Genomic DNA, 21,425 nt, shown 5'->3' with positions numbered 1-21,425 from the left:
AGTCATTATGACCATGCAATTAACGAATAGTTTTCATCTTTAATTTCATGACGCTCACAATCGCTAGCAACCCTAGAATACACCATAGCACCACCCAGATCATCTCAGGAATCATAGTCATATTCGCCAAAGCAGCACCATCACCCAACTCACGGCCGTCAATTAAATATAACGGACTACGTACGCTATTAAGTAACACTACTGCCGCGATTATTTGCAACATAAATTGTAAATACTTGAGATTAGTTAACTTAAACTTGAGCAAAATAATCACAAGTAATATAGCGATAATAGTAAAAGTTAAGAAATCACGAACCCACAAAATTAACGTCGTAGCTAACAGTAATACAATCACCAGGCTAACCACTTGAGCTAAGCGCTGATGCATACTGCTAAACCAATAAAGTATCATTCCCCATGCGCTGGCACCAGCATAGCCAGAAAAACTAATAAGAAATGCAGAGCCTCCACGTGTGGTACATAAACCAGCCCCGTTGGTAAACAGCTCAATTCTGACGATTGAACCTCCAGTAAAAATTGCGGCTAGTCCATGACTGATTTCATGAAAAAAACTTTCAAACCATTTAAAAGGAATTGATATAACAGGTACTTGCATCACCACTAAGGCAATGACAAGAATGAGCCAAAATCGATATTTATCAGAAAATTTACTCGTAGAACTGTCTAACTCTGTACTCATAATAATTGAGATGATTGAGTAAAAATCCCCAAACAATTAGGCATATAAATCAACACCAAACGTTTGTTGAATTGCCTCTCGTTGTGCAATATCTCCCACAGATTGATATCTTGACACCGCTGATAAATTAACTTGAGAAGGTTGATCGTAACCGCTGTCAATTTTCTGTGGGCTTGTTCGAGTATTAGTGAGCGCCTTTTGCTCTTCAAACTGTGTGATAGCTTGCTCATCAACATCAAAACGCTGTTTTTGCTGTTTAGCTTGTTCATCTGTTTGGGCTTTTTGCTGTTGAGGGTCAACAACTAAACGATTGTTTTGCTCAGGTGTGCGCGCAGATTTATCAACAGCCAATGAAGCAGTTGCTTGTGGAGTAAATGAGTTTGCGCTATAAATCTGCATACCTTAAATCTACCAAATTTTTACCAAATAACAAAATTTTTCAGTTAAAACGTTAATTATTCTCTTCCGGGTAGCTTTTTCCACGACACAGTATCGCGAACATAAACCGGTTGGGCATTTTCAGCGTTGACCGATTTCCCTTGAGCAAAAGCAAATTGACCAAGGGTTAACATTGCCTTGGCATCTGGGTATAACACTTGAGGTGAATCAAGATTTAATTTCTTCACTGTTAATTCACTAGCATAGGCATCCCAGCCAGTACCCACTCCATAGATACCGTCATTAAAAGCTGTTAAATATTCGGCGACTTTTTTCGGCGATAAAACAGCTTCATCAAGTACAGGCATCATAAGCCCCTGCTCGTTCACCTGATAACCGCCTAGATACACTTCAGACATTCGCGCATCAATTAACGACACCACTTTAGATTGCTGAAACTTCTCATAAGCCAATTGAGCCATTGCTTGCAGTGTTGAAACACCAACAACAGGTAGTTCAGCACTAAATGCCAAGCCCTGCGCAACGCCTATGCCTATTCTAACGCCAGTGAAACTGCCTGGGCCTTGACCAAAGATCAAGCCATCAAGCTCAGATAATTGACACCCCGCTTGTTTTAACAAGCGATCTATCATAGGCAGCAACACCAAACTATGTGACTGCGGGCACAATTCAAACTCATGAAATACTTGTTTGTCCACTAATAATGCTACGGAACATGCCTCAGTTGAAGCATCAATTGCAATATAATTTGCCATAAATCTCGTCTAACTGTTCAATTGGTTACTGTGAATGAAGTGAAGTTAAAAATTTACTCGCATGATTGATATCACGGCTACGACGCATATCAGGTAAACTTTTCAAAAATACTTGTCCATATGGACGACTCACTAATCTATCGTCACATATTACCATGACACCTTGATCAGTAACATCGCGAATTAAGCGCCCGACCCCTTGCTTTAGTGCAATTACCGCTTGTGGCAATTGAATTTCACTAAACGGATCTCCTCCTTGGCGACGTACATCTTCACTGCGTGCCTGCAACATGGGATCATCTGGCGAAGCAAAAGGTAACTTATCGATAATCACACAAGTCAATTTATCTCCTCTGACATCGACACCTTCCCAAAAGCTTGCCGTAGCAAGTAATACTGCCTCTGAGTTATCAATAAACTCATCTAACAGCTTGCGTTTACTCATCTGCCCTTGCACTAATAAAGGGTTTTCTATTTGATCAGCTAAAATCTCAGCGACTTGGTTCAACATTCGGTAGCTGGTAAATAACATAAAGCAAGCACCATGACTTGCTGCTATTAACGGCTGCGCTAAGTCAGCCAATGCCTGCGCTCGATTGTGATGAGCGGCATCAGGTAAATAACGCGGTACCACTAACTGAGATTGAGCTAAATAATCAAAAGGACTATCCACTAACAAAGTTTGCGCCTGCGATAATCCAAGTTGAGAGGTAAAATGCTCAAAACCATCATTGACAGCAATGGTCGCAGAAGTAAAAATCCAGCCAGCACCAGACGCTTCAACAAAAGTACTGAATTTATCAGCCACACTTAACGGGGTTAAATGCAAGACCACATGACGACGTGTTGTCTCGTACCAAAAACTCATGCCATTTTGCTCAATATTCGCCATCACATCATACTTAGCTAAAATATTAACGGCTCTCTCAAAACAATTATCGGTCGCTTCACTGCGTGATAAGCATAATTTTATCACCTGATAAAGAAAATCAAGATCGGTTTTAAGGTTAGCAAAAGCCCTAGACATCCTTGGTAATTGTAGTTTTTCACGCCAATTACCTCGCTCAGGATCATGGTGAAATAACAACCGAAACTCCTGCGCAGTTTTTTGTAACTTTTCCGCTGCTTTTTCCAATTGTTTAACATCTGCCAAACTGGTGCGAAAAAGCTGTTTCACATCCGAGCACAGATCAATAATTTGCCGGGTAGAAAACGCCTCGCCAAAATAATCACTGGCAATATCTGGAATTTGGTGCGCTTCGTCAAAGACAACAACATCTGCTTTTGGAATAAGTTCACCAAACCCCGTATCTTTTAACGCCATATCAGCAAAAAACAAATGATGATTCACCACGACTACATCTGCATCTATGGCTTTTTTTCTCGCCTTTACTAAATAACAATCATCGATATGAGGACAATCTTTTGCCAAGCAATTATCAACTGTGCTGGTGACGTAAGGAAAAATGGCAGAATCTTCGGCGACATTCACTAACTCGCCAATGTCGCCACTTTGAGTCGACGTTGACCATTTTTTCACATTAACAAAATCCGCTAACATGGCAGCATCGAGCTGACCTCGCTCTTGCGTGTATAACTCAAGTCGATAATGACACAGATAATTAGCTCGACCTTTTAACAATGCAATTTGTGCGCTGGTCGCCATGGCTTTTCGTAATAATGGAATATCTTTATGAAATAACTGCTCTTGCAGATTTTTTGTTCCAGTGGAAACAATCACCTTTTTTTCAGACAGTAATGCTGGAAGTAGATAGGCGAAAGTTTTACCTGTTCCGGTGCCAGCCTCTACCACTAACGATGATTGTTGCTCAATCGCTAATTCAACTTCCAGCGCCATATCAATTTGTGCCTGGCGCGGAGAATAGCCGGTTAACACTTTGGATAAAATTCCGCTACGAGAAAAAGCAAGTTCGACTGGTGACATGTAACTACTGAATAAACTAAAGTGTCGCTATTATATAAAGCGCCCTACAGAATGAAAGTGATATCATCAGCTAATTTACTTATCAGGCCATTATTCACTGTTGATTCAGAATTAATGGAAGCTTATCAGCTCCTATATCATCCATACATTTTTGGCAGAATGAACAAGATCAAATAAAAATATCAAGGTGCTTAACATCATCGTCTTGCTCATCATCTTTTGTAGGTTGAGGATGTAGAATTTCTTGTTTATGGGTAATGACATCTTCACTGGCTTTTACATGCTCAGGAAAAGATTCTTCTTCATTGCTCGGTTGCTGCTGATGTTGCTGTTTATTGTTCTGGTGAGTTTTCTCATCAATAAAATATAATTGATGATCTTCAAGGTGATGAATATCGTCAGTCAACTCTTGCGTTGCTGATTCTTTTTTCAAGGCTTTCACTCGCAAGTTTTCCGGCTTTATCGGCGTTGCCCTCACTCGTGTTAATGCTGTGGTAAAAATATCCATGTACTCACCTAGCTATCACCAAACAATATATTTACCTTTATATATCGGCTAAAGTCATAAAATGTTGATGACTTTATCAGTATAATTATTTATTAGACGATAATTTCATATAACTATCACATTTAATACTTGCGACAGCAAGCAATTAACAGTAATGTTATAGCTAATTAGACAATATATCTCTATTTGATTTAACAACATTATACGAGCAAATTATGAAAACAAACCTGACTGCCATCCATCATCATCACCATCATACGGATTAGCCACTCAGGTTTGTTCGCTGAGGGGCTATGGACCTTTCAGCGGCGTTTATAAAAGTAGTTTACCGAACCCCCGAAAGAGTCCACCTCTTTCGGGGGTTTTCGCTTTTTAGGGCGGATGAATTGTATATACAGCCATATTAACTAACACTTTTATTAACGTAACAAGAATTAAACTTTTAACAGGAAACCATTATGACCACTGAAACTCGTTTACGCATTGCGATGCAAAAATCAGGGCGTTTAAGTGAAGATACTCAGGCTTTACTTAAGCGCTGCGGCCTAAAAATTAATGTTGCCGACAGACGATTACTCGCGCATGTTGCAAATATGCCGATTGATATCATGCGAGTTCGAAGCTCTGATATACCAGGCCTTGTGATGGACGGCGTATGTGATCTCGGCATTGTTGGCGATAACACCTTGGAAGAAGCCGCGTTAGAGCGCGAAATTATTGGGCAAAAATCACAGTATATTAAAACCACGCAACTGAATTTTGGTGGCTGCCGCTTATCAATTGCTATGCCTGAGGAATTTAATTATCAAGGCATTCAAAGTTTAGATGGTTTACGTTTTGCCACGACTTATCCGCAACTTCTTAATCGCTTTGCCAAAGAAAATGGCATCAACATTGAGTTTTGCTTACTAAAAGGCTCTGTTGAAGTGGCCCCTCGTGTAGGACTAGCCGATGGCATCTGTGATTTAGTTTCTACCGGCGCAACGTTAGAAGCAAATGGTTTAGTCGAAGTAGAAGAAATCTTTCACTCAAAAGCATCACTCATTCAAACCTCTACGCCATTAAGTACTGAAAAGCAAAATATTTTAGATACCTTATTACCTCGCATTCAAGGAGTGATGAAAGCCAAAGAAAGTAAGTACATTATGTTGCACGCGCCAAAAGATAAAATAGAGCAAGTCAGTGCCTTAATGCCAGGTAAAGAAACACCTACTATTTTACCACTAGCTGGTCGTGATGATTTAGTAGCGGTACACGTAGTTGCAACAGAAACTTTTTTCTGGGAAACCATGGAACAACTCAATGCACTAGGCTGTAATTCTATTCTAGTGATGCCAATTGAAAAAATGATGGGCTAGCAGGTATAACATGAAGATCAGAACCATTAACTGGGCTAGATTATCCCCTCAGGAACAAACAAATGCATTGGCACGCCCCGCAATTGCCGAAAGCGAACTATTAGCAACGCAAGTTGAAAATATTATCAACAGCGTAAGGCATAAAGGAGATGCCGCACTTTTTGATTTAACTGAACGTTTTGATGGCTGTCGCCTCACCACACTGAAGGTGAGCCAAGCACAGATCAATCAAGCTAAAGCGTCATTAAGCCAAGCCCGCATCGATGCCATTGAAACGGCTTATCAGCAAATTAAGCGTTTTCATCAGGCGCAAAAGCCAAGTGATATACGTGTGGAAACAATGCCAGGAGTTGTGTGTACCTTAAAAACAGAAGCCATTGAAAGTGTTGGTTTGTATATTCCAGCAGGCAGTGCTCCCTTACCATCAACAGTATTGATGCTTGGGGTACCAGCCCAATTAGCAGGTTGTCAACGAGTAGTACTTGTTAGCCCGCCCGATAATAAGGGTGACCTTGCGCCTGAAGTATTAGCGGCAGCAGATTTATGTGGCATTGATGAAATCTATGCCATTGGCGGTGCCCAAGCCTGTGCCGCTTTAGCGTTAGGAACTGAAACTATTGCGCCAATTAATAAAATCTTTGGTCCAGGTAATAAATATGTCACCGAAGCGAAAAAACAGCTATCACAACAGGTCACAGGTTTTGCCATTGACATGCCAGCGGGTCCTTCGGAAGTTTTAGTGATTGCAGATAAAAATGCGAATGCTGATTATGTGGCCGCAGATCTACTCTCTCAAGCTGAGCACGGCCCAGACAGCCAAGTGATCTTATTATCAGATAGCCAATTACTTATCGATAACGTGTATCAAGCACTGGCAAACCAAGTAACTGCACTTTCTCGTCAAGCGATTGCCGAACAGGCATTAACGCAAAGCCGTTTAATTCTCACGCAAGATCTGACACAAGCCGTAGCTATTTCAAACAGTTATGGTCCAGAGCACTTAATTGTGCAAACCGATAACGCCCAAGAGTTATTAACTCAGCTACGTAATGCTGGTTCTATTTTTGTTGGTGCGTACACCCCAGAATCGGCAGGAGATTACGCCAGTGGTACTAATCACGTACTACCCACATATGGTTATTCAAAAGTAATATCGAGCTTATCACTTGCCGACTTTTCTCGCCGTTTCACAGTACAGGAAATCACTCAACAAGGCTTAGCCAATCTTGCCCCTTGCATTAAAGAGTTAACCGATGCTGAAGGGTTAGATGGCCACAAACGCGCGGTAACCATTCGCTTAGCGTCAACGCAAACATCGGGGGAGATATGTCAATAGCCAATAAATTAGCCCGTACTGAGCTGGTTGATATGATCCCTTATCAATCAGCTCGCAGGTTGTGCTCAGGCGGTAATGAGTTTCACTCAAAGGTGTGGCTCAATGCCAATGAAGCTGCCGGTAATGGTGATTATCAAATTAACAGTGACTGCATTAATCGTTACCCTGATTTTCAACCGGAAAATCTGATCAATGCATACAGCCAATACTCTGGCTTAGCAACGAATGAAATCTTAGCAACTCGTGGTGCCGATGAAGGGATAGAGCTGCTGATCAGAACTTTTTGCCAGGCCTATCAGGACAATATACTGATCTGCCCTCCAACCTACGGAATGTACGCCATCAGTGCCCAAAACCATGGTGCAGGTATCATCAAGGTGCCATTAACTGATAACTGTCAACTAGACCTCGAGGGATTAAGAGCACAAGTTGGCCGAGTGAAAGTCGTCTTTTTATGCTCTCCAGGTAATCCAACGGGTAACTTATTAAGCCAATCATCAATAAAAGCCGCCTTAGATATGTTTGCTGATAGTGCCATTGTTGTGGTAGATGAAGCTTATATTGAATTTTGCCCTAAGCACTCTGTTGCCACTTGGCTTAAGCAATATCCACAACTTGTGGTGTTACGTACATTATCAAAAGCCTTTGCTTTGGCAGGATTACGATGTGGTTTTACCTTAGCCAATAGCGATATTATTACTATGCTAAGTAAAGTGATCGCCCCTTATCCAATTTCGGCTCCTGTGGCTGAAATAGCCAGTAAAGCATTATCCAGTGAAGGGATCACCGAGGTAAATGCGCGTGTCCAGACAACGAACGTATTAAGAGAAAAGTTGGCAGATTGGTTATCAACACAGCCTTGGTGTCAATCCGTATTTACCAGTGATGCTAATTTTGTTTTATTTCGCACACATAACACCAATGAGAAAAATTTTGTCTTCGAGAGTTTAGCCGAGCAGGATATTTTAATTAGAGATCAATCAAAGCAAATGAGCCTTGAGCACTGCTTGCGCATTAGTATTGGCAGCGAAGATGAACTCGACAATTTAAAACAAACCCTTATCAAGGCAAACGAAAACAAACCAGCACAAACATTAGAGAAAGAGAATTAACATGGCATTAAGTCAATCCCAAGAGAATATTTTATTTATCGATCGTGATGGTACTTTAATTGAAGAGCCTATCAGTGATAAGCAAGTTGATAGCTTAGAAAAGCTTGTGTTTGAACCACAAGTCATTCCGGTATTACTTAACTTACAGAAAAAAGGCTATCGTTTAGTCATGGTCTCTAATCAAGATGGCTTAGGCACTGACAGCTACCCACAAGCTGACTTTGATAAACCACATAATAAAATGATGGAGCTGTTTGATTCACAAGGCGTAAAATTTGATCAAGTATTACTGTGTCCGCACTTTGAGCAAGATAACTGTAGTTGCCGCAAACCTAAACTAGGTTTGGTCAGTGATTATTTACAGCAAGGTAAAGTCAATTTTGCCAACTCTTATGTGATCGGCGATCGTGAAACCGATATGCAGCTTGCTGCTAATATGGGTATTGCAGGCATCAAGTACGATCGACAATCATTCAATTGGTCTGATATTGCAGAGCAGTTGTTAATCCAGCCAAGAAAAGCCAATGTGGTCCGTACCACCAAAGAAACCGATATCAATGTTGCGGTTAACCTAGACAGCGTTGGTCCTGTGAAAATCAGCACTGGCTTAGGCTTTTTTGATCACATGCTCGAGCAAATTGCTACTCATGGTGGATTCGCTATGCAAGTATCTGTCGATGGTGATTACCATATTGACGAACACCACAGCGTTGAAGACACCGCGTTAGCACTCGGCCAAGCATTAAAACAAGCATTAGGTGATAAACGAGGCATTGGTCGATTTGGTTTTGTTTTACCTATGGATGAGTGTCGTGCCGAGTGTTCACTAGATCTATCAGGCCGTCCTTGGTTAGAATTTAGTGCCGAATTTACCGATAGCCGAGTTGGCCAAATGTCGACGCAAATGGTCTCACACTTTTTCCGCTCATTAGCAGATTCGATGGCGATCACTCTACATTTATCTACTAGTGAAGGTAATTGCCACCACCAAGTAGAGAGTTTATTTAAAGTATTCGGTCGAGCATTACGTCAGGCAATTACGGTTAATGGTGATGTACTACCTAGCTCTAAAGGTGCGCTGTAATGAATAACACAGACAATAACATTGCCAGTCAGCAACACATTGTCATTATCGATACCGGTTGCGCAAATTTATCATCGGTTAAATTTGCCGTTGAGCGTTTAGGCTACGGTGCAGTTATCACTGATGATATAGCGACAATTACCCAAGCGGATAAAGTGATCCTTCCCGGTGTGGGTAGTGCTAAGCACGCGATGAATAACATCAAAGAAAAAGGCTTAGTTGAGACGATACAGCAGTTATCACAACCTGTTTTGGGTTTTTGTTTAGGTATGCAACTGATGGCCTCGTCATCGCGAGAAGGCTTATTAGTGAGCAGTAAAGACAATCAAGAAACGCCCTGCCTTAATTTGATCCCGACACAAGTATTGCCACTAGAAAGTGAAGGGTTACGCTTGCCACATATGGGCTGGAACACCTTAACTATTGAACAAAGCCACCCAATATTAACTGGTATTAACAACAACGATTACGTGTATTTTGTGCATAGCTATGCTGCACCGCTTAGCCAATATACCATTGCCAGTTGTCAGTACGGCAGTAAATTCTCTGCTGCTATTGCCAAAGACAACTTCATCGGATGTCAGTTTCACCCTGAACGCTCTGGTGATATTGGTAGTCAAATTATCCGTAACTTTCTCGAATTACCAGCTAAGGAATTAGTGTTATGATGATCCCAGCGATAGATCTTATCGATGGCGAAGTAGTACGTCTTTATCAAGGCGATTACCAGCAAAAAACCAATTACCAATATACCCCGCTAGAACGCCAACAAGCATATGCTAACGCTGGCGCAAAAGTGATGCACTTTGTCGATTTAGATGGCGCAAAAGATAGCAGTAAACGCCAACTGGCAACATTAAAGCAATTAGTCAATCACCCTGATATGATCATTCAAGTAGGAGGCGGTATCCGCTGTGAAGATGATGTCAAACAGCTGTTTGCATTAGGTGCTGATCGCGTGGTTATTGGCAGTTTAGCAATAAAGCAACCTGAACTGGTCAGTGAATGGCTCTCCAAATATGGCAGTGAAAAAATCGTATTGGCACTGGACATCAAAATTGATGAAAACGGTAATAAAACCTTACCGACACATGGCTGGATAAAAGACAGCGGCGTCAATCTTGAAGACTTACTGGCGCAATACCAAGATGCTGGTATTAAACATGTTCTTTGTACAGATATCAGCAAAGACGGCACCTTAACGGGCACTAATGTCTCGCTTTATCAAGAAGTTTGTGACAAATACCCTCAGATACATTGGCAGGCTTCTGGTGGGATCGGTAGCTTAGAAGATATCAAAGCCTTAGTACCAACTGGCGTTAAAGGCGTGATCTTAGGACGCTCATTATTAGAAGGTAAGTTTACGCTTGAGCAGGCCATCGCATGCTGGCCAAGCAAGTAGTTAGAGGTAATTATGTTAGCTAAAAGAATTATTCCTTGCCTTGATGTACGTGATGGTAAAGTAGTCAAAGGCGTGCAGTTTCGTAACCACGAAATAATTGGTGATATTGTCCCCTTAGCAAAACGCTATGCAGAAGCAGGTGCTGATGAGCTTGTCTTTTATGATATTACCGCCAGCTCAGATGAGCGCGTAGTAGATAAAAGCTGGGTAAGCCGGATTGCAGAAGTGATCGATATTCCATTTTGTGTCGCTGGTGGCATAAAAAGTGAAGCGGATGCGCGCGAAATTTTAATGATGGGCGCTGATAAAATCAGTATTAACTCCCCTGCTTTGCGTGATCCATCCCTTATTTCTCGTTTAGCCGATGTGTTTGGCCAGCAATGTGTCGTAGTAGGTATTGATAGCTTTTACGATAAAGCAACAAACCGCTATCAAGTATACCAGTTCACTGGCGATGAAACGCGCACTCAACAAACAAAGTGGACCACTTTTGAATGGATACAAGAAGTGCAAACTCGAGGGGCTGGTGAAATAGTACTTAACTGTATGAACCAAGACGGTGTGCGACAAGGCTATGATATTGAGCAACTCAAACAAGCTCGTCAAGCCTGTCAGGTTCCGCTTATCGCTTCTGGCGGTGCTGGAGAAATCTCCCACTTTAGCGATGTTTTTCAACAAGCAGATGTTGACGGCGCTTTGGCTGCCAGCGTGTTTCATAAAGGCATTATCGCTATTAGCGAATTAAAACAACGATTAAAACAAGACAATATTGAGATCCGATTATGATAGTCACACTTGAAAATATAGATCAGCTTGCTTGGCAAAAAATGAATGATCTGATCCCTGCGATTATTCAACACCACAAAACAGGCGCAGTCTTAATGCAGGGCTATATGAGTGCGGGTTCACTCAAACAAACACTCACCACAGGTAAAGCAACCTTTTTTAGTCGCTCTAAGCAAGCATTATGGGTAAAAGGTGAAACTTCCGGTAATTTCCTAGAGGTAAAACAAGTATTAGCTGATTGCGATAACGATAGTTTATTGCTTGCCTGTCAGCCGCAAGGACCAAGCTGTCATTTAGGCACTGAATCCTGTTTTGCAGAGCAACAATTAACCGAACAAAACTTTCTTAGTCAATTAGAGCAAGTAATTGATGAACGCCATGCCGACGCGCCAGAAAACAGCTATACCGCTCAATTATTTGCCCGGGGAACGACTAAAATAGCTCAAAAAGTTGGCGAAGAAGGGGTAGAAGTTGCTTTGGCCGCGGTTGCTGAAACCAAAGATGATTTACTTGGTGAATGTGCCGATTTGTTTTATCACACGTTAGTGTTACTTAGGGATAAAGAAATCACCTTAAGTGAAGTGATGCAAGTACTGCAGCAACGTCATTCAAAATAAGCTCAATCATATCTTAATAAATTAAAAAAGCGATTAGCATAAAATCGATTATAATTTAATAGATAAAGATATGTTCAGATTTAAGGTTACCATATCACTATGCAACATGATGGCTATATTTCCCGCACGATACTGTGTTTATTTTTTACATTCACTAGCTTGCTGACATATAGCCAAACACTACCTTCTCCCTCAGAACAAACCATCACCATATTTATCCGAGATGACGTCTATGAAGACTACCTCAATTTTGTCAACAATCGCGATATATTAGCGATCAAAAACTTCACTGGAAAAACGGTACGTCGCGATGTGGTTGACATGATCATTGCACAGCAAGCACTTAAACTCGGAGGCTTTACTCATCAATTTAAATATGTGCCAGGAAAATTAAATTTTAGAAATACACAATTGATCGAACAAGGACGGTTATTAATTAGCTTCGATTCCTACTGGCTGAACGATGCAAAAGCACTGCAAGAAAATGTCTACATTTCTGCTCCCCTGATCCGAAATGGTGAATATGTTGCTGGTATATATACTGCACCAACAAATACTAAGGTACTCTCCATCAAACAGCTGAGTGATTTACAGCAATTCACTGCCGTTTCAACCCCAAAATGGCGCACAGACTGGCAAACCTTACAGTCACTTTCGTTAAAAAAGTTAGTACAAGAAGATGAATGGTTAAGCCAAGCTCGGATGGTTAACCTTGGTTGGATAGATTTTATGTTAATGGCCTTCCATTCATCAGCTGACAAATCTTTTACCATGGAAAAAATTCACCTTGTGCCTGTACCTAATATTGGCGTAGTACTCAACGATAGTCGACATTTCGTCATCAGTCGTAAGCACCCTTTAGGCAAAGCTGCCATAACAGCCATTAATAAGGGGCTCAAGAAATTAAGAGAAAATGAAAATATTTCAAACGCTTATACTCAAGCAGGATTTTTTGTCGATAAAACAAAAGTGCATATCATCAACCGATAGTTATCTCATATGCCCGTTCAATAGTATCTATTCGTCATAAATCATTGAGCAATTTGCCATAAAATAGTAATATACAGCGCCTACTATATAGGGAAAGCCAACTGCTAAGGAATAGCAAATGTTTAAGTATTGGTCACTGAAAAAGTACGGTAAGAAACTATTACCTACATTAGAAAAACACTATGGCGTGCAAGATTTTTACACACCATCTCAAATAAGAACCGTGGTCTATTGTAAAGACTTTGATCCAAGCTATTTACCACTAGCCTACCTCCTTTATGCAGCGCCGCAATCACTGACAGAGACTCTCGAAACTGAATTCCCTCGGCTTGATATCCAAGCCTACAAGCGAGAGATCATTGGCTACCTCGAACAACAAAGTTATCGAGATCACTTTCAAAAACTACAAGAAGTAATGAATCAATAACTTTGCCTATACAAAGCCCTAATTCCATGGTCAAATGCACCATTACTTTTGTATTTGACTATGGTTATGAACACAGAAATCACCTGGCAAGTTAAGACATTTTCTGAACTGACAACGGACGAATTATACGATTTACTGAAGTTACGAATAGATGTGTTTGTGGTAGAGCAAACATGCTATTACCCTGATCTCGACGACTTAGACCGACACCCAGATACGCTACATTTATTTTGTTATCAAGAAAGCAAAATGACGGCTTACTTGCGCATTCTTGCTAAACAAGTGTGTTACCCTGATCATCCTGCTATAGGTCGAGTGATTGTAGCACAAGACCAAAGAGGCTCAGGGCTTGGTCATCAGCTGTTTGCCAAAGCATTAAACGTTTGCCAACACGTATTTCCAAATGAAGTGATCAAAATCTCAGCGCAGCAACACTTAGCTAACTTTTATCAACAGCATGGCTTCAAACAATGCTCTGAAATGTATCTTGAAGATGGTATTCCTCATATTTCAATGATACAAACACCGAGATAAAATAGAAATCAGCTTTAAGCAAAAATAAATAACCTGATGTTGTCGACTGCCAATATAATAATCGACATGAAACTTGTCATCATGCCCCAAAAACGAAATGATGATGGACCTTGAGTTTTTGTGATGCCAATGCTGTGCGAAATACGGCCAATAAAGAATATTGCACCAACACCATGGAGTAATAACGGATGACTGCCATTTATTTCACTACAAGCTAGTAGCAAGATCACAATAGGCACATACTCAGCAAAATTCCCATGAACTCGGATCGCCTGAGCTAGTGGTGCATGACCACCATCTCCAATACCTGTTTTAAATTGAAATCTAAGCTGAATAATACGAATCGCTAAAGCAACGTATAGCAGCCCTAATAAAGCTAAGTAAAATCCTGTGATCGAAAGTGACAGCATATATCCTCTGTGATTATGATTTGTGAGCCGATTAGCAAGTTAACATGTCAACAGAAAACAAAAAAGGCTTGCATGAGCAAGCCTTGATAATCAATGTTGTTTATGAGCAATTATGCTAGTTTTTCAGCGAGTAAACTGCTTACTTGCTCAACAGGCTGTGTACCATCGATAGTCAAATAGCTGCAATTTCCAGCTTCTGCTTCCGCTTGATAGTAATCCACTAATGGCTTAGTTTGCTCATGATAAATACCTAAACGCTTGCGCACTGTCGCTTCTTCATCATCAGGACGAATGGATAATTCTTCGCCGGTCTCATCGTCTTTATTTTCCACTTTCGGCGGATTATAAACGATGTGGTAAACGCGACCAGAACCAGCATGAACACGACGCCCAGCCATACGCTCAACAATCACTTCATCAGGCACATCAAATTCGATAACACTATCGATATCAACACCGTTTTCTTTCATTGCATCCGCTTGCGGGATAGTACGAGGGAAGCCGTCCAATAAAAAGCCAGCTTTGCAATCGTCTTGTGCAATACGCTCTTTAACCAAACCAATGATCAATTCATCAGAAACCAATTGACCAGCATCCATCACTTCTTTGGCTTTGTTGCCAAGTTCGGTGCCGGCTTTGATTGCCGCACGTAACATGTCGCCCGTTGAAATTTGAGGGATACCAAATTTAGTCATTAAGAATTGTGCCTGAGTACCTTTACCAGCTCCAGGAGCCCCTAAAAGAATAATGCGCATATCATCTTGCCTTTTATGTTTTATATACTAATTTGCCTGTTAAACTCACAGCGTAAATGGCTCAATTTAACTGCCAAATGAGTATATGGTGTTCATTATTTATTAAAGTGCCACACTATACCTAGTCACTTGTACTCAAACAAGTCACAATTCGTGACATAAAACAAAAAAAGGGGCAAATAGCCCCTTTTTTCTACTAAAGTCTAATCAAACTATTGTGAAAAAACACAGTCTGGCAACTTTACTTAGTCAAGCTCATCATCAACTTATTTAACCGTTGCACAAAACTTGCCGGATCTTTCAAGCTGCCTCGCTCTGCTAAGGTTGCTTGTTCAAATAACACTTCAACCCATTGGTTGAACTTGTCATCATCTTGCTCATCAGCAACGTGTTTGACTAAATCATGCTCGGCATTGATTTCAAAAATAGGCTGCGATTCTGGTACTTCTTGTCCAACTGAAGCCATCAATTTTTGCATTTGCGTACTCATGTCATCATCTGCCGTGACAATTACCGCTGGAGAATCTGTTAAGCGACTTGAAATTTTAACGTCTTTCACTTTGCTGCCAAGTGCATCTTTCATGCGCTTAACCACAGTGTCAAACTCTTGTTCAAGTTTCTCTTGCGCTTCTTTAGTCTCTTCATCTTCCATTGCACTTAAATCAACACCGCCACGAGCAACAGATTGCAATTGCTTGCCATCAAACTCAGTGAAGTGGCTCACCAACCACTCATCGATGCGATCAGACATCAACAATACTTCTATGCCTTTTTTGCGGAATACTTCTAAGTGAGGACTATTTTTCGCTGCTTCAAAACTATCAGCAACCACATAGTAAATCTTGTCTTGGCCTTCTTTCATGCGCTCAATGTATTCTGGTAAAGAAACATCTTGCACAGCGGTATCTTCATGGGTTGACGAAAAGCGTAATAATTTACCAATGGCTTCTTTATTAGCAAAATCTTCAGCAGGCCCTTCTTTTAACACTTGACCAAATTCATTCCAGAATATTTGATATTGATCTTTGTCTTTATTGCCTAGCTTCTCGAGCATTTTTAACACACGCTTCGTACAACCTTTACGAATCGCCTGGCTGATCTTATTGTCTTGTAAAATCTCACGCGAGACGTTTAGCGGAAGATCATTTGAATCTAACAAGCCTTTAACAAAACGTAAGTACGTTGGCATAAATTGCTCGGCGTCATCCATAATAAATACGCGCTGAACAAATAATTTCAAACCATGTTGTTTGTCACGGTTGTGTAAGTCAAACGGTGCTTTTTTCGGGATATAAAGTAAAGAGGTGTATTCAGTTTTACCTTCTACTTTATTGTGTTCCCATAACAATGGATCACTAAAATCATGTGACACATGTTTATAAAACTCTTTATATTCATCTTCAGAAATATCGGCTTTTTCGCGAGTCCACAGTGCTGTTGCTTTGTTGACAGCTTCCCATTGAGCTGGAACCGCATCACGAGCTTCGACTGCAGGAGTAGTAACATTGCCATCTTCATCTTTGACTTCTTCAACCGCTTCAACTGCAGGCACTTCTGGCGTTAACATTTCAACAGAAACAGAGATGTGATCAGAGTATTTGGTCACAATAGATTTTAATCGCCACTCATCAGCAAATTCTGATTCGTCTTCTTTTAGGTGTAAAATAATATCCGTACCGCGATTAGGTTTGTCGATTTTTGCAGTAGTGAATTCGCCTTCACCTTCACTTTGCCATTCAACACCTTCTGATGCTGGCACGCCAGCAGCACGTGAGCGCACCGTTACCTTGTCAGCAACAATGAATGCCGAGTAAAAACCAACACCAAACTGACCAATTAATTGCGAATCAGCCGCTTGATCGCCTGAAAGCTTTGAGAAAAACTCAGCCGTACCTGATTTAGCAATAGTACCTAAATGTTCAATCACTTGATCATGAGTCATACCAATACCATTGTCAGAAATAGTAATAGTATTAGCCTCTTTATCTGCATTAACACGTACACGAAGGTTAGCATCACCTTCATATAAATCAGCATCAGAAAGTGCTTGAAAACGTAATTTATCTGACGCATCAGCGGCATTAGATACTAATTCACGCAAGAATATTTCTTTATTGCTATAAAGTGAGTGAATCATTAATTGAAGTAATTGTTTTACTTCGGTTTGAAAGCCATGAACTTCTTTTTGACCTGTCTCAGCCATCTGAGCCATCTCCTATCTGAATATCTTAAAATCACGAATAAATAAGGTTAAATCAGGGATAAACCTTAAGGTACATTCAAATATGGGGATGGCGAGGTTGAATTCAAGCAAAAAAATGCCGCGAGAGTAAAATTATTAGTTAATAATCGAATATCAGAACTCATACTCTACAGAAAATCGGAATGTATGATCTTTACCAGAATGAGACAGTTCACTAATAAATGCAGCTTCCCATTTCAATTGTTTCTGCCCGTGAAAACGTTGAATGCCCTGAAACGCAGGACCAATACCAAAAAAATCTTCGCCAGCATAAAGTTCAATGGCAGGTTGTAAAATGGGCAGATAACGATAACGTAATTTAACTCTAGCTTCACTTTCCCACTCATTAGCCACAGATTGACCCCATTCATAAATAGCAAACAGGTTCACCGTTAAGCTGGTTTTACCAAATTCTTTCTCAACCAACACCCCTGAAGACACCTCCCAGTTATCTTCTGTATGTGCTTTTTCAACTTCAAATAATAGCCCCCAATCAGCCCAATATTGCCCTTGTTCGGTAAGCATCCAGCGGGCTTCAACTTCAATCCCCTCGAGGCCAAAATCATCACTGCCAAGCTCTCGTTCGCCAACCAAGTAAATCTCCATGGTGACATATTCAGATAACGAATGGCCATAACCTAGCCTTTGACCCAGCTGATTGCCTTGAGCATCTGAATTTCTCGACATCAGCCGCCATTCTATCTCTCTTTCTTGAGGCAACACATACGGAGAATATACTTTATCGACCACAACGCCATCAGCATCACTTTGCCATGATAACGCTAGAAGTAAAATAAACAGGATCAAACGTCTCATTGCGGTTCTACCTTGGTTGAATTAAGCGGTTCATGGTTGAAATTAGTCACATACTTGTTCAATAACATTGCCAGGTAAAACAATACTATCGCCATTAAATAGATGAGCAAATAGCTCAATGATGGTGTGGCTTCATAGCCCACCAATGCCTTAAATATATGACCATATTCAGACTTGTCGGCCATAAGCCATCGACTATCCCATAAAGGTATAGCATCGGTTACTAGGTCGATTTGAGCCAACATCGGCACGATTTGAGCTAACAAACTGCCAAGGTATATTGCCCAAAAAAAGTTAAGTAGCTTTTCCCAGCCTCGCAGTCTGCACCACGACAATGTGAAATAAAGAAGAATACAAAAACTAAAAGTAATACCAAGTGCCAATGCGACGCCTAAAATCACGCTACTATTGTCTGCACTTCTGGCTAGATACCCCAAAAAATAAATTAAAAAATTTGCTCCTTTGATGACAATAAAACTTGATAAACCAAGCATAAAACATAATTTAACCACCAATAAATGGGAGCGTTCATTCAGCGTAAATATACTTGCCACTAAGCATGAGAGGTAAATAATAATGGTTAATAACACCAAGGCTAACTCAAGACCTGCACCGCCAAAATACTCACTCATAACAGGCGCAAAATTAAATAACAACGAAACACCTAAACAACTGATAACACATAGCCAAGCAAGTTTCTTAATGTTTAACAAAGCAGGATAAATATAAGCAAATAACCATACAAATAATACAGCTAAAGGCAGTAAATCTCTTAATACTAAGACAACAATATTAATTAACATTACTACCTCCCTTCACAACAACTTTTCCTGTTGCCATATTGGGATTATATTCACCAAAGAAATGGTATTCCCCAGGAGGAAGGGGCCCTATATAGATCGTCGATTTTCGTTTAGGGAATATCATTTTCTCACGATTTAAATCGAAGCTATCAAACTCTTCCGCAACGTCATCTTTATTATAAATAATTAATTTCACTTTTTTATTCGCTGGCACTTCAATTTCGGCAGGGAAAAATAAATGATTTTCTAGCGTTAAATGAAATTCTGGAATATTAGTCGCCAAGGCATCAAACGGTAAAACCATCAGTTGTAAACCAAGCCACAAACTAACGTTTATTTTGCCTCTGAACGTTAACATTGTGCTTCCTTGTCAGCAGACGGAAGAGACACACTCACTTTTAAGCCACCGAGTGAAGATTGTGATAAATGAATATCACCTTGGTGTAAGTCAACAATATGCTTAACGATGGACATACCCAAGCCACATCCTGCAATATTACCTGATTGGTGCTGATGATCGAATCGATAAAAACGATCAAAAGCCTTATCTCTATCTGGCTCTGGAATACCGATACCACTGTCTTCGACAACAACAATCACACCATCAATGGTTTCACTGACACTCACCTTTATTTCACAGCCTTTACCAGCATATTTATTGGCATTAACAAGTAAATTTTCAAACAAGGTTTGTAATGAAAACTCATCCCCTTTCACCTTGTAGGGTTTACTTTGTAGCGATACCACTTGCTGCTGCGCTTCGATTCGAGGATACAGCTTAGCAATGACTGTTTGTAAAATCTTTTCAATATCAATAGGCTGCAGTTTTTTATTAAATGATTCAGGTAAAGAACGATTTAACGCTAAGATTTGCTCGACCACGTGTGCCATACGTTCAACACTCTGACTTAACTTATCAAAATCCTGAACCTGTAAACTCTGTGATTGAAAGCCTTTCGTCAAGTTATGAGCATCAATGTTAAGAACGCTGATCGGTGTGCGCAATTCGTGAGCGGCATCTGAGGCTAAGCGTTTTTCCCGTGTAAATGCAGATTTTAATCGTGCGAACACCGAATTAATCACCTCAACAATGGGTTCTAGCTCTTTTGAGTTTTCAGTAATTTGAACCGACGCTAAATCATCGGATGATTTCACACTTAATTGACGGGATAATTGTCTAAGCGGAGCCAAACTTCGTCGCACGGCTAAAAGTACAAATAAGCCGATAAAAGGTATCGCAATCACAATGGGCAATATAGAGGTGAGCAGCACACGTTCGGCAGAATCTAAGCGCTGACTTTGTCGCTGTGCAACATACACTTGTCGCTGTTCTACTTGTTGGCTATAGACTCGCCACCTCGCTCCAAGAAAGTTCTTATCACTAAAGCCATTTACCTGTTCCGATAATCGCTGAACAGGGCTATTATTTGAGCGAATTAATAAACGATTATCCTGCCAAACTTGAAATACAAAGGGGGCTTTTTTGTGCTGCGAGATGCTAGTATCTGTCGCAGGCAAATGAACAAGAGCATGGGAAAAACTGATTAACTCTTGATCAAATATTGATTCTAACTCCGCCATTGCCGCACGATAGCCGTGCAAAGCCGCGCCAAAGGTTGCCAAGGTGACAATCGATATTATTAATAATAATAAATAACGTTGAATCGACACTTAGTGCTTACTCACAATGTAGCCAACACCTCTTACTGTTTTAATGAAATCTTTCGGCAGCTTTTTACGCACATGGTGAACATGCACTTCAATGGTATTACTTGCCACTTCTTCCCCCCATTCATAGAGCTTATTTTCAAGTTGCTCTTTTGATTGAATTCGGCCCATATTTTCCATTAACGATTTGAAGATCATATATTCTCGGCGTGAGAAATTTATCGGCTCACCGCCCAAATACACTAAGTGTGCTTTAGTATCTAAGATCACACCATTATGTTCGATAACCGCACTATCAACAGTGCCTAATCGCCTTTCTATTACTCGCAAACGAGCAAAAAGCTCAGCCATATCAAACGGTTTAACAAGATAATCATCAGCACCAAAATCTAATCCTGTTACTTTATCTTCTGAGCTATCTCTTGCCGTTAATATCAGTACGGCGAGTTGTTTAGCTTCTGCCTTAAGCTTTCTTAATACTTGAAGACCATCCATATCAGGTAGGCCTAAATCAAGGATCACTAAATCAACCGCACCTGCAGCTACCGCTAAAATTGCAGATTTACCATCATGGACACAGTCTATGCTGTAACCTTCTCGCCTTAAAGATTGCTGCAATCCTTGCGCTAAAGCGATGTCATCTTCAACTAATAACACTCTCATTTAATTATGTCTTCTTTTATGGTTTTTTAATTTTCTGTTTATTTGCCATCATGAACTGAAAAGCTTTCAACTATAAATATAAAACCTTAAATAAAGCTTAACGTTAAAAATAAAA

At 40.5% G+C, this 21,425-nt stretch carries 24 protein-coding genes and 1 other annotated feature; of the genes, 11 read left to right on the top strand and 13 right to left on the bottom strand.

What is annotated here, in order from left to right; genetic code table 11:
• Window positions 1-19 precede the first annotated feature (19 nt).
• The 5 genes from IV514_RS11635 to IV514_RS11615 all read right to left on the bottom strand — a co-directional run bounded on the left by IV514_RS11635 (window position 20) and on the right by IV514_RS11615 (window position 4,307).
• Entirely contained in the window at window positions 20-700 is a 681-nt protein-coding gene (locus IV514_RS11635) for a M50 family metallopeptidase (protein WP_206485446.1), read from the bottom strand.
• A gap of 36 nt (window positions 701-736) precedes the next feature.
• Entirely contained in the window at window positions 737-1,099 is a 363-nt protein-coding gene (locus IV514_RS11630; RefSeq protein WP_206485445.1) for a hypothetical protein, read from the bottom strand.
• A 56-nt stretch (window positions 1,100-1,155) separates the two neighbouring features.
• A complete protein-coding gene (tsaB, locus tag IV514_RS11625) occupies window positions 1,156-1,854 on the bottom strand; it encodes a tRNA (adenosine(37)-N6)-threonylcarbamoyltransferase complex dimerization subunit type 1 TsaB (protein WP_206485444.1) in 699 nt (232 codons plus the stop codon).
• Window positions 1,855-1,879: 25 nt separating this feature from the next.
• Window positions 1,880-3,799 (bottom strand): ATP-dependent DNA helicase, encoded by a 1,920-nt coding sequence (locus tag IV514_RS11620; RefSeq protein ID WP_206485443.1) that lies wholly within the window; start codon window positions 3,797-3,799, stop codon window positions 1,880-1,882.
• A 169-nt stretch (window positions 3,800-3,968) separates the two neighbouring features.
• Entirely contained in the window at window positions 3,969-4,307 is a 339-nt protein-coding gene (locus tag IV514_RS11615) for a hypothetical protein (RefSeq protein ID WP_206485442.1), read from the bottom strand.
• Between the two features lie 241 nt (window positions 4,308-4,548).
• Window positions 4,549-4,678, top strand: a sequence feature (His leader region).
• Between the two features lie 87 nt (window positions 4,679-4,765).
• Between IV514_RS11615 and hisG the strand changes: the two genes are divergently transcribed.
• From hisG to IV514_RS11560, 11 genes are all read left to right on the top strand, one after another.
• Window positions 4,766-5,665, top strand: coding sequence for an ATP phosphoribosyltransferase (gene hisG, locus IV514_RS11610; protein WP_206485441.1), 900 nt, complete (start codon window positions 4,766-4,768; stop codon window positions 5,663-5,665).
• Window positions 5,666-5,675: 10 nt separating this feature from the next.
• Window positions 5,676-7,001 carry a histidinol dehydrogenase gene (gene hisD / locus IV514_RS11605; RefSeq protein WP_206485440.1) on the top strand — a complete coding sequence of 442 codons (1,326 nt, stop codon included), beginning with the start codon at window positions 5,676-5,678 and terminating at the stop codon, window positions 6,999-7,001.
• The gene (gene hisC / locus IV514_RS11600) at window positions 6,992-8,113 is read left to right on the top strand and encodes a histidinol-phosphate transaminase (RefSeq protein WP_206485439.1); all 1,122 of its coding nucleotides are present in this window, start codon (window positions 6,992-6,994) and stop codon (window positions 8,111-8,113) included. The genes hisD and hisC overlap by 10 nt, the downstream gene beginning before the upstream one ends.
• Window position 8,114: 1 nt before the next feature.
• On the top strand, window positions 8,115-9,197 hold the full coding sequence (gene hisB, locus IV514_RS11595) for a bifunctional histidinol-phosphatase/imidazoleglycerol-phosphate dehydratase HisB (RefSeq protein WP_206485438.1): 1,083 nt from the start codon (window positions 8,115-8,117) through the stop codon (window positions 9,195-9,197).
• Window positions 9,197-9,865: an imidazole glycerol phosphate synthase subunit HisH gene (gene hisH / locus IV514_RS11590; protein WP_206485437.1), complete on the top strand. Its 669-nt coding sequence runs from the start codon at window positions 9,197-9,199 to the stop codon at window positions 9,863-9,865. Before hisB ends, hisH begins: the two co-directional genes overlap by 1 nt.
• A complete protein-coding gene (gene hisA, locus IV514_RS11585; protein ID WP_206485436.1) occupies window positions 9,862-10,599 on the top strand; it encodes a 1-(5-phosphoribosyl)-5-[(5-phosphoribosylamino)methylideneamino]imidazole-4-carboxamide isomerase in 738 nt (245 codons plus the stop codon). The genes hisH and hisA overlap by 4 nt, the downstream gene beginning before the upstream one ends.
• A gap of 12 nt (window positions 10,600-10,611) precedes the next feature.
• On the top strand, window positions 10,612-11,385 hold the full coding sequence (gene hisF, locus IV514_RS11580) for an imidazole glycerol phosphate synthase subunit HisF (RefSeq protein WP_206485435.1): 774 nt from the start codon (window positions 10,612-10,614) through the stop codon (window positions 11,383-11,385).
• Window positions 11,382-12,002, top strand: a complete 621-nt coding sequence (gene hisIE / locus IV514_RS11575; RefSeq protein ID WP_206485434.1) for a bifunctional phosphoribosyl-AMP cyclohydrolase/phosphoribosyl-ATP diphosphatase HisIE — start codon at window positions 11,382-11,384, stop codon at window positions 12,000-12,002. The genes hisF and hisIE overlap by 4 nt, the downstream gene beginning before the upstream one ends.
• Window positions 12,003-12,101: 99 nt before the next feature.
• Window positions 12,102-12,992 carry a hypothetical protein gene (locus IV514_RS11570; protein WP_241242344.1) on the top strand — a complete coding sequence of 297 codons (891 nt, stop codon included), beginning with the start codon at window positions 12,102-12,104 and terminating at the stop codon, window positions 12,990-12,992.
• 118 nt (window positions 12,993-13,110) lie between these two features.
• Window positions 13,111-13,419: a DUF6559 family protein gene (locus tag IV514_RS11565; RefSeq protein ID WP_206485433.1), complete on the top strand. Its 309-nt coding sequence runs from the start codon at window positions 13,111-13,113 to the stop codon at window positions 13,417-13,419.
• Window positions 13,420-13,485: 66 nt separating this feature from the next.
• Entirely contained in the window at window positions 13,486-13,953 is a 468-nt protein-coding gene (locus tag IV514_RS11560; RefSeq protein ID WP_206485432.1) for a GNAT family N-acetyltransferase, read from the top strand.
• Between the two features lie 14 nt (window positions 13,954-13,967).
• On the opposite strand, the gene IV514_RS11555 is transcribed toward IV514_RS11560, so the two are convergent.
• The 8 genes from IV514_RS11555 to IV514_RS11520 all read right to left on the bottom strand — a co-directional run bounded on the left by IV514_RS11555 (window position 13,968) and on the right by IV514_RS11520 (window position 21,310).
• The gene (locus tag IV514_RS11555) at window positions 13,968-14,363 is read right to left on the bottom strand and encodes an MAPEG family protein (RefSeq protein WP_206485431.1); all 396 of its coding nucleotides are present in this window, start codon (window positions 14,361-14,363) and stop codon (window positions 13,968-13,970) included.
• A 110-nt stretch (window positions 14,364-14,473) separates the two neighbouring features.
• The gene (gene adk / locus IV514_RS11550; RefSeq protein WP_206485430.1) at window positions 14,474-15,118 is read right to left on the bottom strand and encodes an adenylate kinase; all 645 of its coding nucleotides are present in this window, start codon (window positions 15,116-15,118) and stop codon (window positions 14,474-14,476) included.
• A 241-nt stretch (window positions 15,119-15,359) separates the two neighbouring features.
• Window positions 15,360-17,321 (bottom strand): molecular chaperone HtpG, encoded by a 1,962-nt coding sequence (gene htpG / locus IV514_RS11545; RefSeq protein WP_206485429.1) that lies wholly within the window; start codon window positions 17,319-17,321, stop codon window positions 15,360-15,362.
• A gap of 153 nt (window positions 17,322-17,474) precedes the next feature.
• Window positions 17,475-18,176, bottom strand: a complete 702-nt coding sequence (locus IV514_RS11540) for a hypothetical protein (protein WP_206485428.1) — start codon at window positions 18,174-18,176, stop codon at window positions 17,475-17,477.
• On the bottom strand, window positions 18,173-18,979 hold the full coding sequence (locus IV514_RS11535) for a hypothetical protein (RefSeq protein ID WP_206485427.1): 807 nt from the start codon (window positions 18,977-18,979) through the stop codon (window positions 18,173-18,175). Before IV514_RS11535 ends, IV514_RS11540 begins: the two co-directional genes overlap by 4 nt.
• Window positions 18,969-19,283: a cupredoxin domain-containing protein gene (locus IV514_RS11530; protein ID WP_206485866.1), complete on the bottom strand. Its 315-nt coding sequence runs from the start codon at window positions 19,281-19,283 to the stop codon at window positions 18,969-18,971. The genes IV514_RS11535 and IV514_RS11530 overlap by 11 nt, the downstream gene beginning before the upstream one ends.
• A gap of 47 nt (window positions 19,284-19,330) precedes the next feature.
• Window positions 19,331-20,650 (bottom strand): ATP-binding protein, encoded by a 1,320-nt coding sequence (locus tag IV514_RS11525; RefSeq protein ID WP_206485426.1) that lies wholly within the window; start codon window positions 20,648-20,650, stop codon window positions 19,331-19,333.
• A complete protein-coding gene (locus tag IV514_RS11520) occupies window positions 20,651-21,310 on the bottom strand; it encodes a response regulator (RefSeq protein WP_206485425.1) in 660 nt (219 codons plus the stop codon). It lies immediately after the preceding gene.
• Between the last annotated feature and the right edge of the window lie 115 nt (window positions 21,311-21,425).

Source organism: Thalassotalea sp. G2M2-11, from assembly GCF_017168195.1.
GTDB lineage: Bacteria > Pseudomonadota > Gammaproteobacteria > Enterobacterales > Alteromonadaceae > Thalassotalea_E.
The sequence above is the reverse complement of the archived record's forward strand: the minus strand, read 5'-3'. Positions and strand labels throughout refer to the sequence as shown.

What these genes read in the sequence shown, in the direction of transcription:
- IV514_RS11620 (WP_206485443.1), bottom strand. Translation starts at nt 3,799, where the DNA reads ATGTCACCAGTCGAACTTGCTTTTTCTCGTAGCGGAATTTTATCCAAA.
- hisIE (WP_206485434.1), top strand. Translation starts at nt 11,382, where the DNA reads ATGATAGTCACACTTGAAAATATAGATCAGCTTGCTTGGCAAAAAATG.
- tsaB (WP_206485444.1), bottom strand. Translation starts at nt 1,854, where the DNA reads ATGGCAAATTATATTGCAATTGATGCTTCAACTGAGGCATGTTCCGTA.
- IV514_RS11530 (WP_206485866.1), bottom strand. Translation starts at nt 19,283, where the DNA reads ATGGTTTTACCGTTTGATGCCTTGGCGACTAATATTCCAGAATTTCAT.
- hisG (WP_206485441.1), top strand. Translation starts at nt 4,766, where the DNA reads ATGACCACTGAAACTCGTTTACGCATTGCGATGCAAAAATCAGGGCGT.
- htpG (WP_206485429.1), bottom strand. Translation starts at nt 17,321, where the DNA reads ATGGCTGAGACAGGTCAAAAAGAAGTTCATGGCTTTCAAACCGAAGTA.
- IV514_RS11615 (WP_206485442.1), bottom strand. Translation starts at nt 4,307, where the DNA reads ATGGATATTTTTACCACAGCATTAACACGAGTGAGGGCAACGCCGATA.
- hisD (WP_206485440.1), top strand. Translation starts at nt 5,676, where the DNA reads ATGAAGATCAGAACCATTAACTGGGCTAGATTATCCCCTCAGGAACAA.
- IV514_RS11520 (WP_206485425.1), bottom strand. Translation starts at nt 21,310, where the DNA reads ATGAGAGTGTTATTAGTTGAAGATGACATCGCTTTAGCGCAAGGATTG.
- IV514_RS11630 (WP_206485445.1), bottom strand. Translation starts at nt 1,099, where the DNA reads ATGCAGATTTATAGCGCAAACTCATTTACTCCACAAGCAACTGCTTCA.
- adk (WP_206485430.1), bottom strand. Translation starts at nt 15,118, where the DNA reads ATGCGCATTATTCTTTTAGGGGCTCCTGGAGCTGGTAAAGGTACTCAG.
- hisC (WP_206485439.1), top strand. Translation starts at nt 6,992, where the DNA reads ATGTCAATAGCCAATAAATTAGCCCGTACTGAGCTGGTTGATATGATC.
- hisB (WP_206485438.1), top strand. Translation starts at nt 8,115, where the DNA reads ATGGCATTAAGTCAATCCCAAGAGAATATTTTATTTATCGATCGTGAT.
- hisF (WP_206485435.1), top strand. Translation starts at nt 10,612, where the DNA reads ATGTTAGCTAAAAGAATTATTCCTTGCCTTGATGTACGTGATGGTAAA.
- IV514_RS11570 (WP_241242344.1), top strand. Translation starts at nt 12,102, where the DNA reads ATGCAACATGATGGCTATATTTCCCGCACGATACTGTGTTTATTTTTT.
- IV514_RS11560 (WP_206485432.1), top strand. Translation starts at nt 13,486, where the DNA reads ATGAACACAGAAATCACCTGGCAAGTTAAGACATTTTCTGAACTGACA.
- IV514_RS11535 (WP_206485427.1), bottom strand. Translation starts at nt 18,979, where the DNA reads ATGTTAATTAATATTGTTGTCTTAGTATTAAGAGATTTACTGCCTTTA.
- IV514_RS11635 (WP_206485446.1), bottom strand. Translation starts at nt 700, where the DNA reads ATGAGTACAGAGTTAGACAGTTCTACGAGTAAATTTTCTGATAAATAT.
- IV514_RS11565 (WP_206485433.1), top strand. Translation starts at nt 13,111, where the DNA reads ATGTTTAAGTATTGGTCACTGAAAAAGTACGGTAAGAAACTATTACCT.
- hisA (WP_206485436.1), top strand. Translation starts at nt 9,862, where the DNA reads ATGATGATCCCAGCGATAGATCTTATCGATGGCGAAGTAGTACGTCTT.
- IV514_RS11555 (WP_206485431.1), bottom strand. Translation starts at nt 14,363, where the DNA reads ATGCTGTCACTTTCGATCACAGGATTTTACTTAGCTTTATTAGGGCTG.
- hisH (WP_206485437.1), top strand. Translation starts at nt 9,197, where the DNA reads ATGAATAACACAGACAATAACATTGCCAGTCAGCAACACATTGTCATT.
- IV514_RS11540 (WP_206485428.1), bottom strand. Translation starts at nt 18,176, where the DNA reads ATGAGACGTTTGATCCTGTTTATTTTACTTCTAGCGTTATCATGGCAA.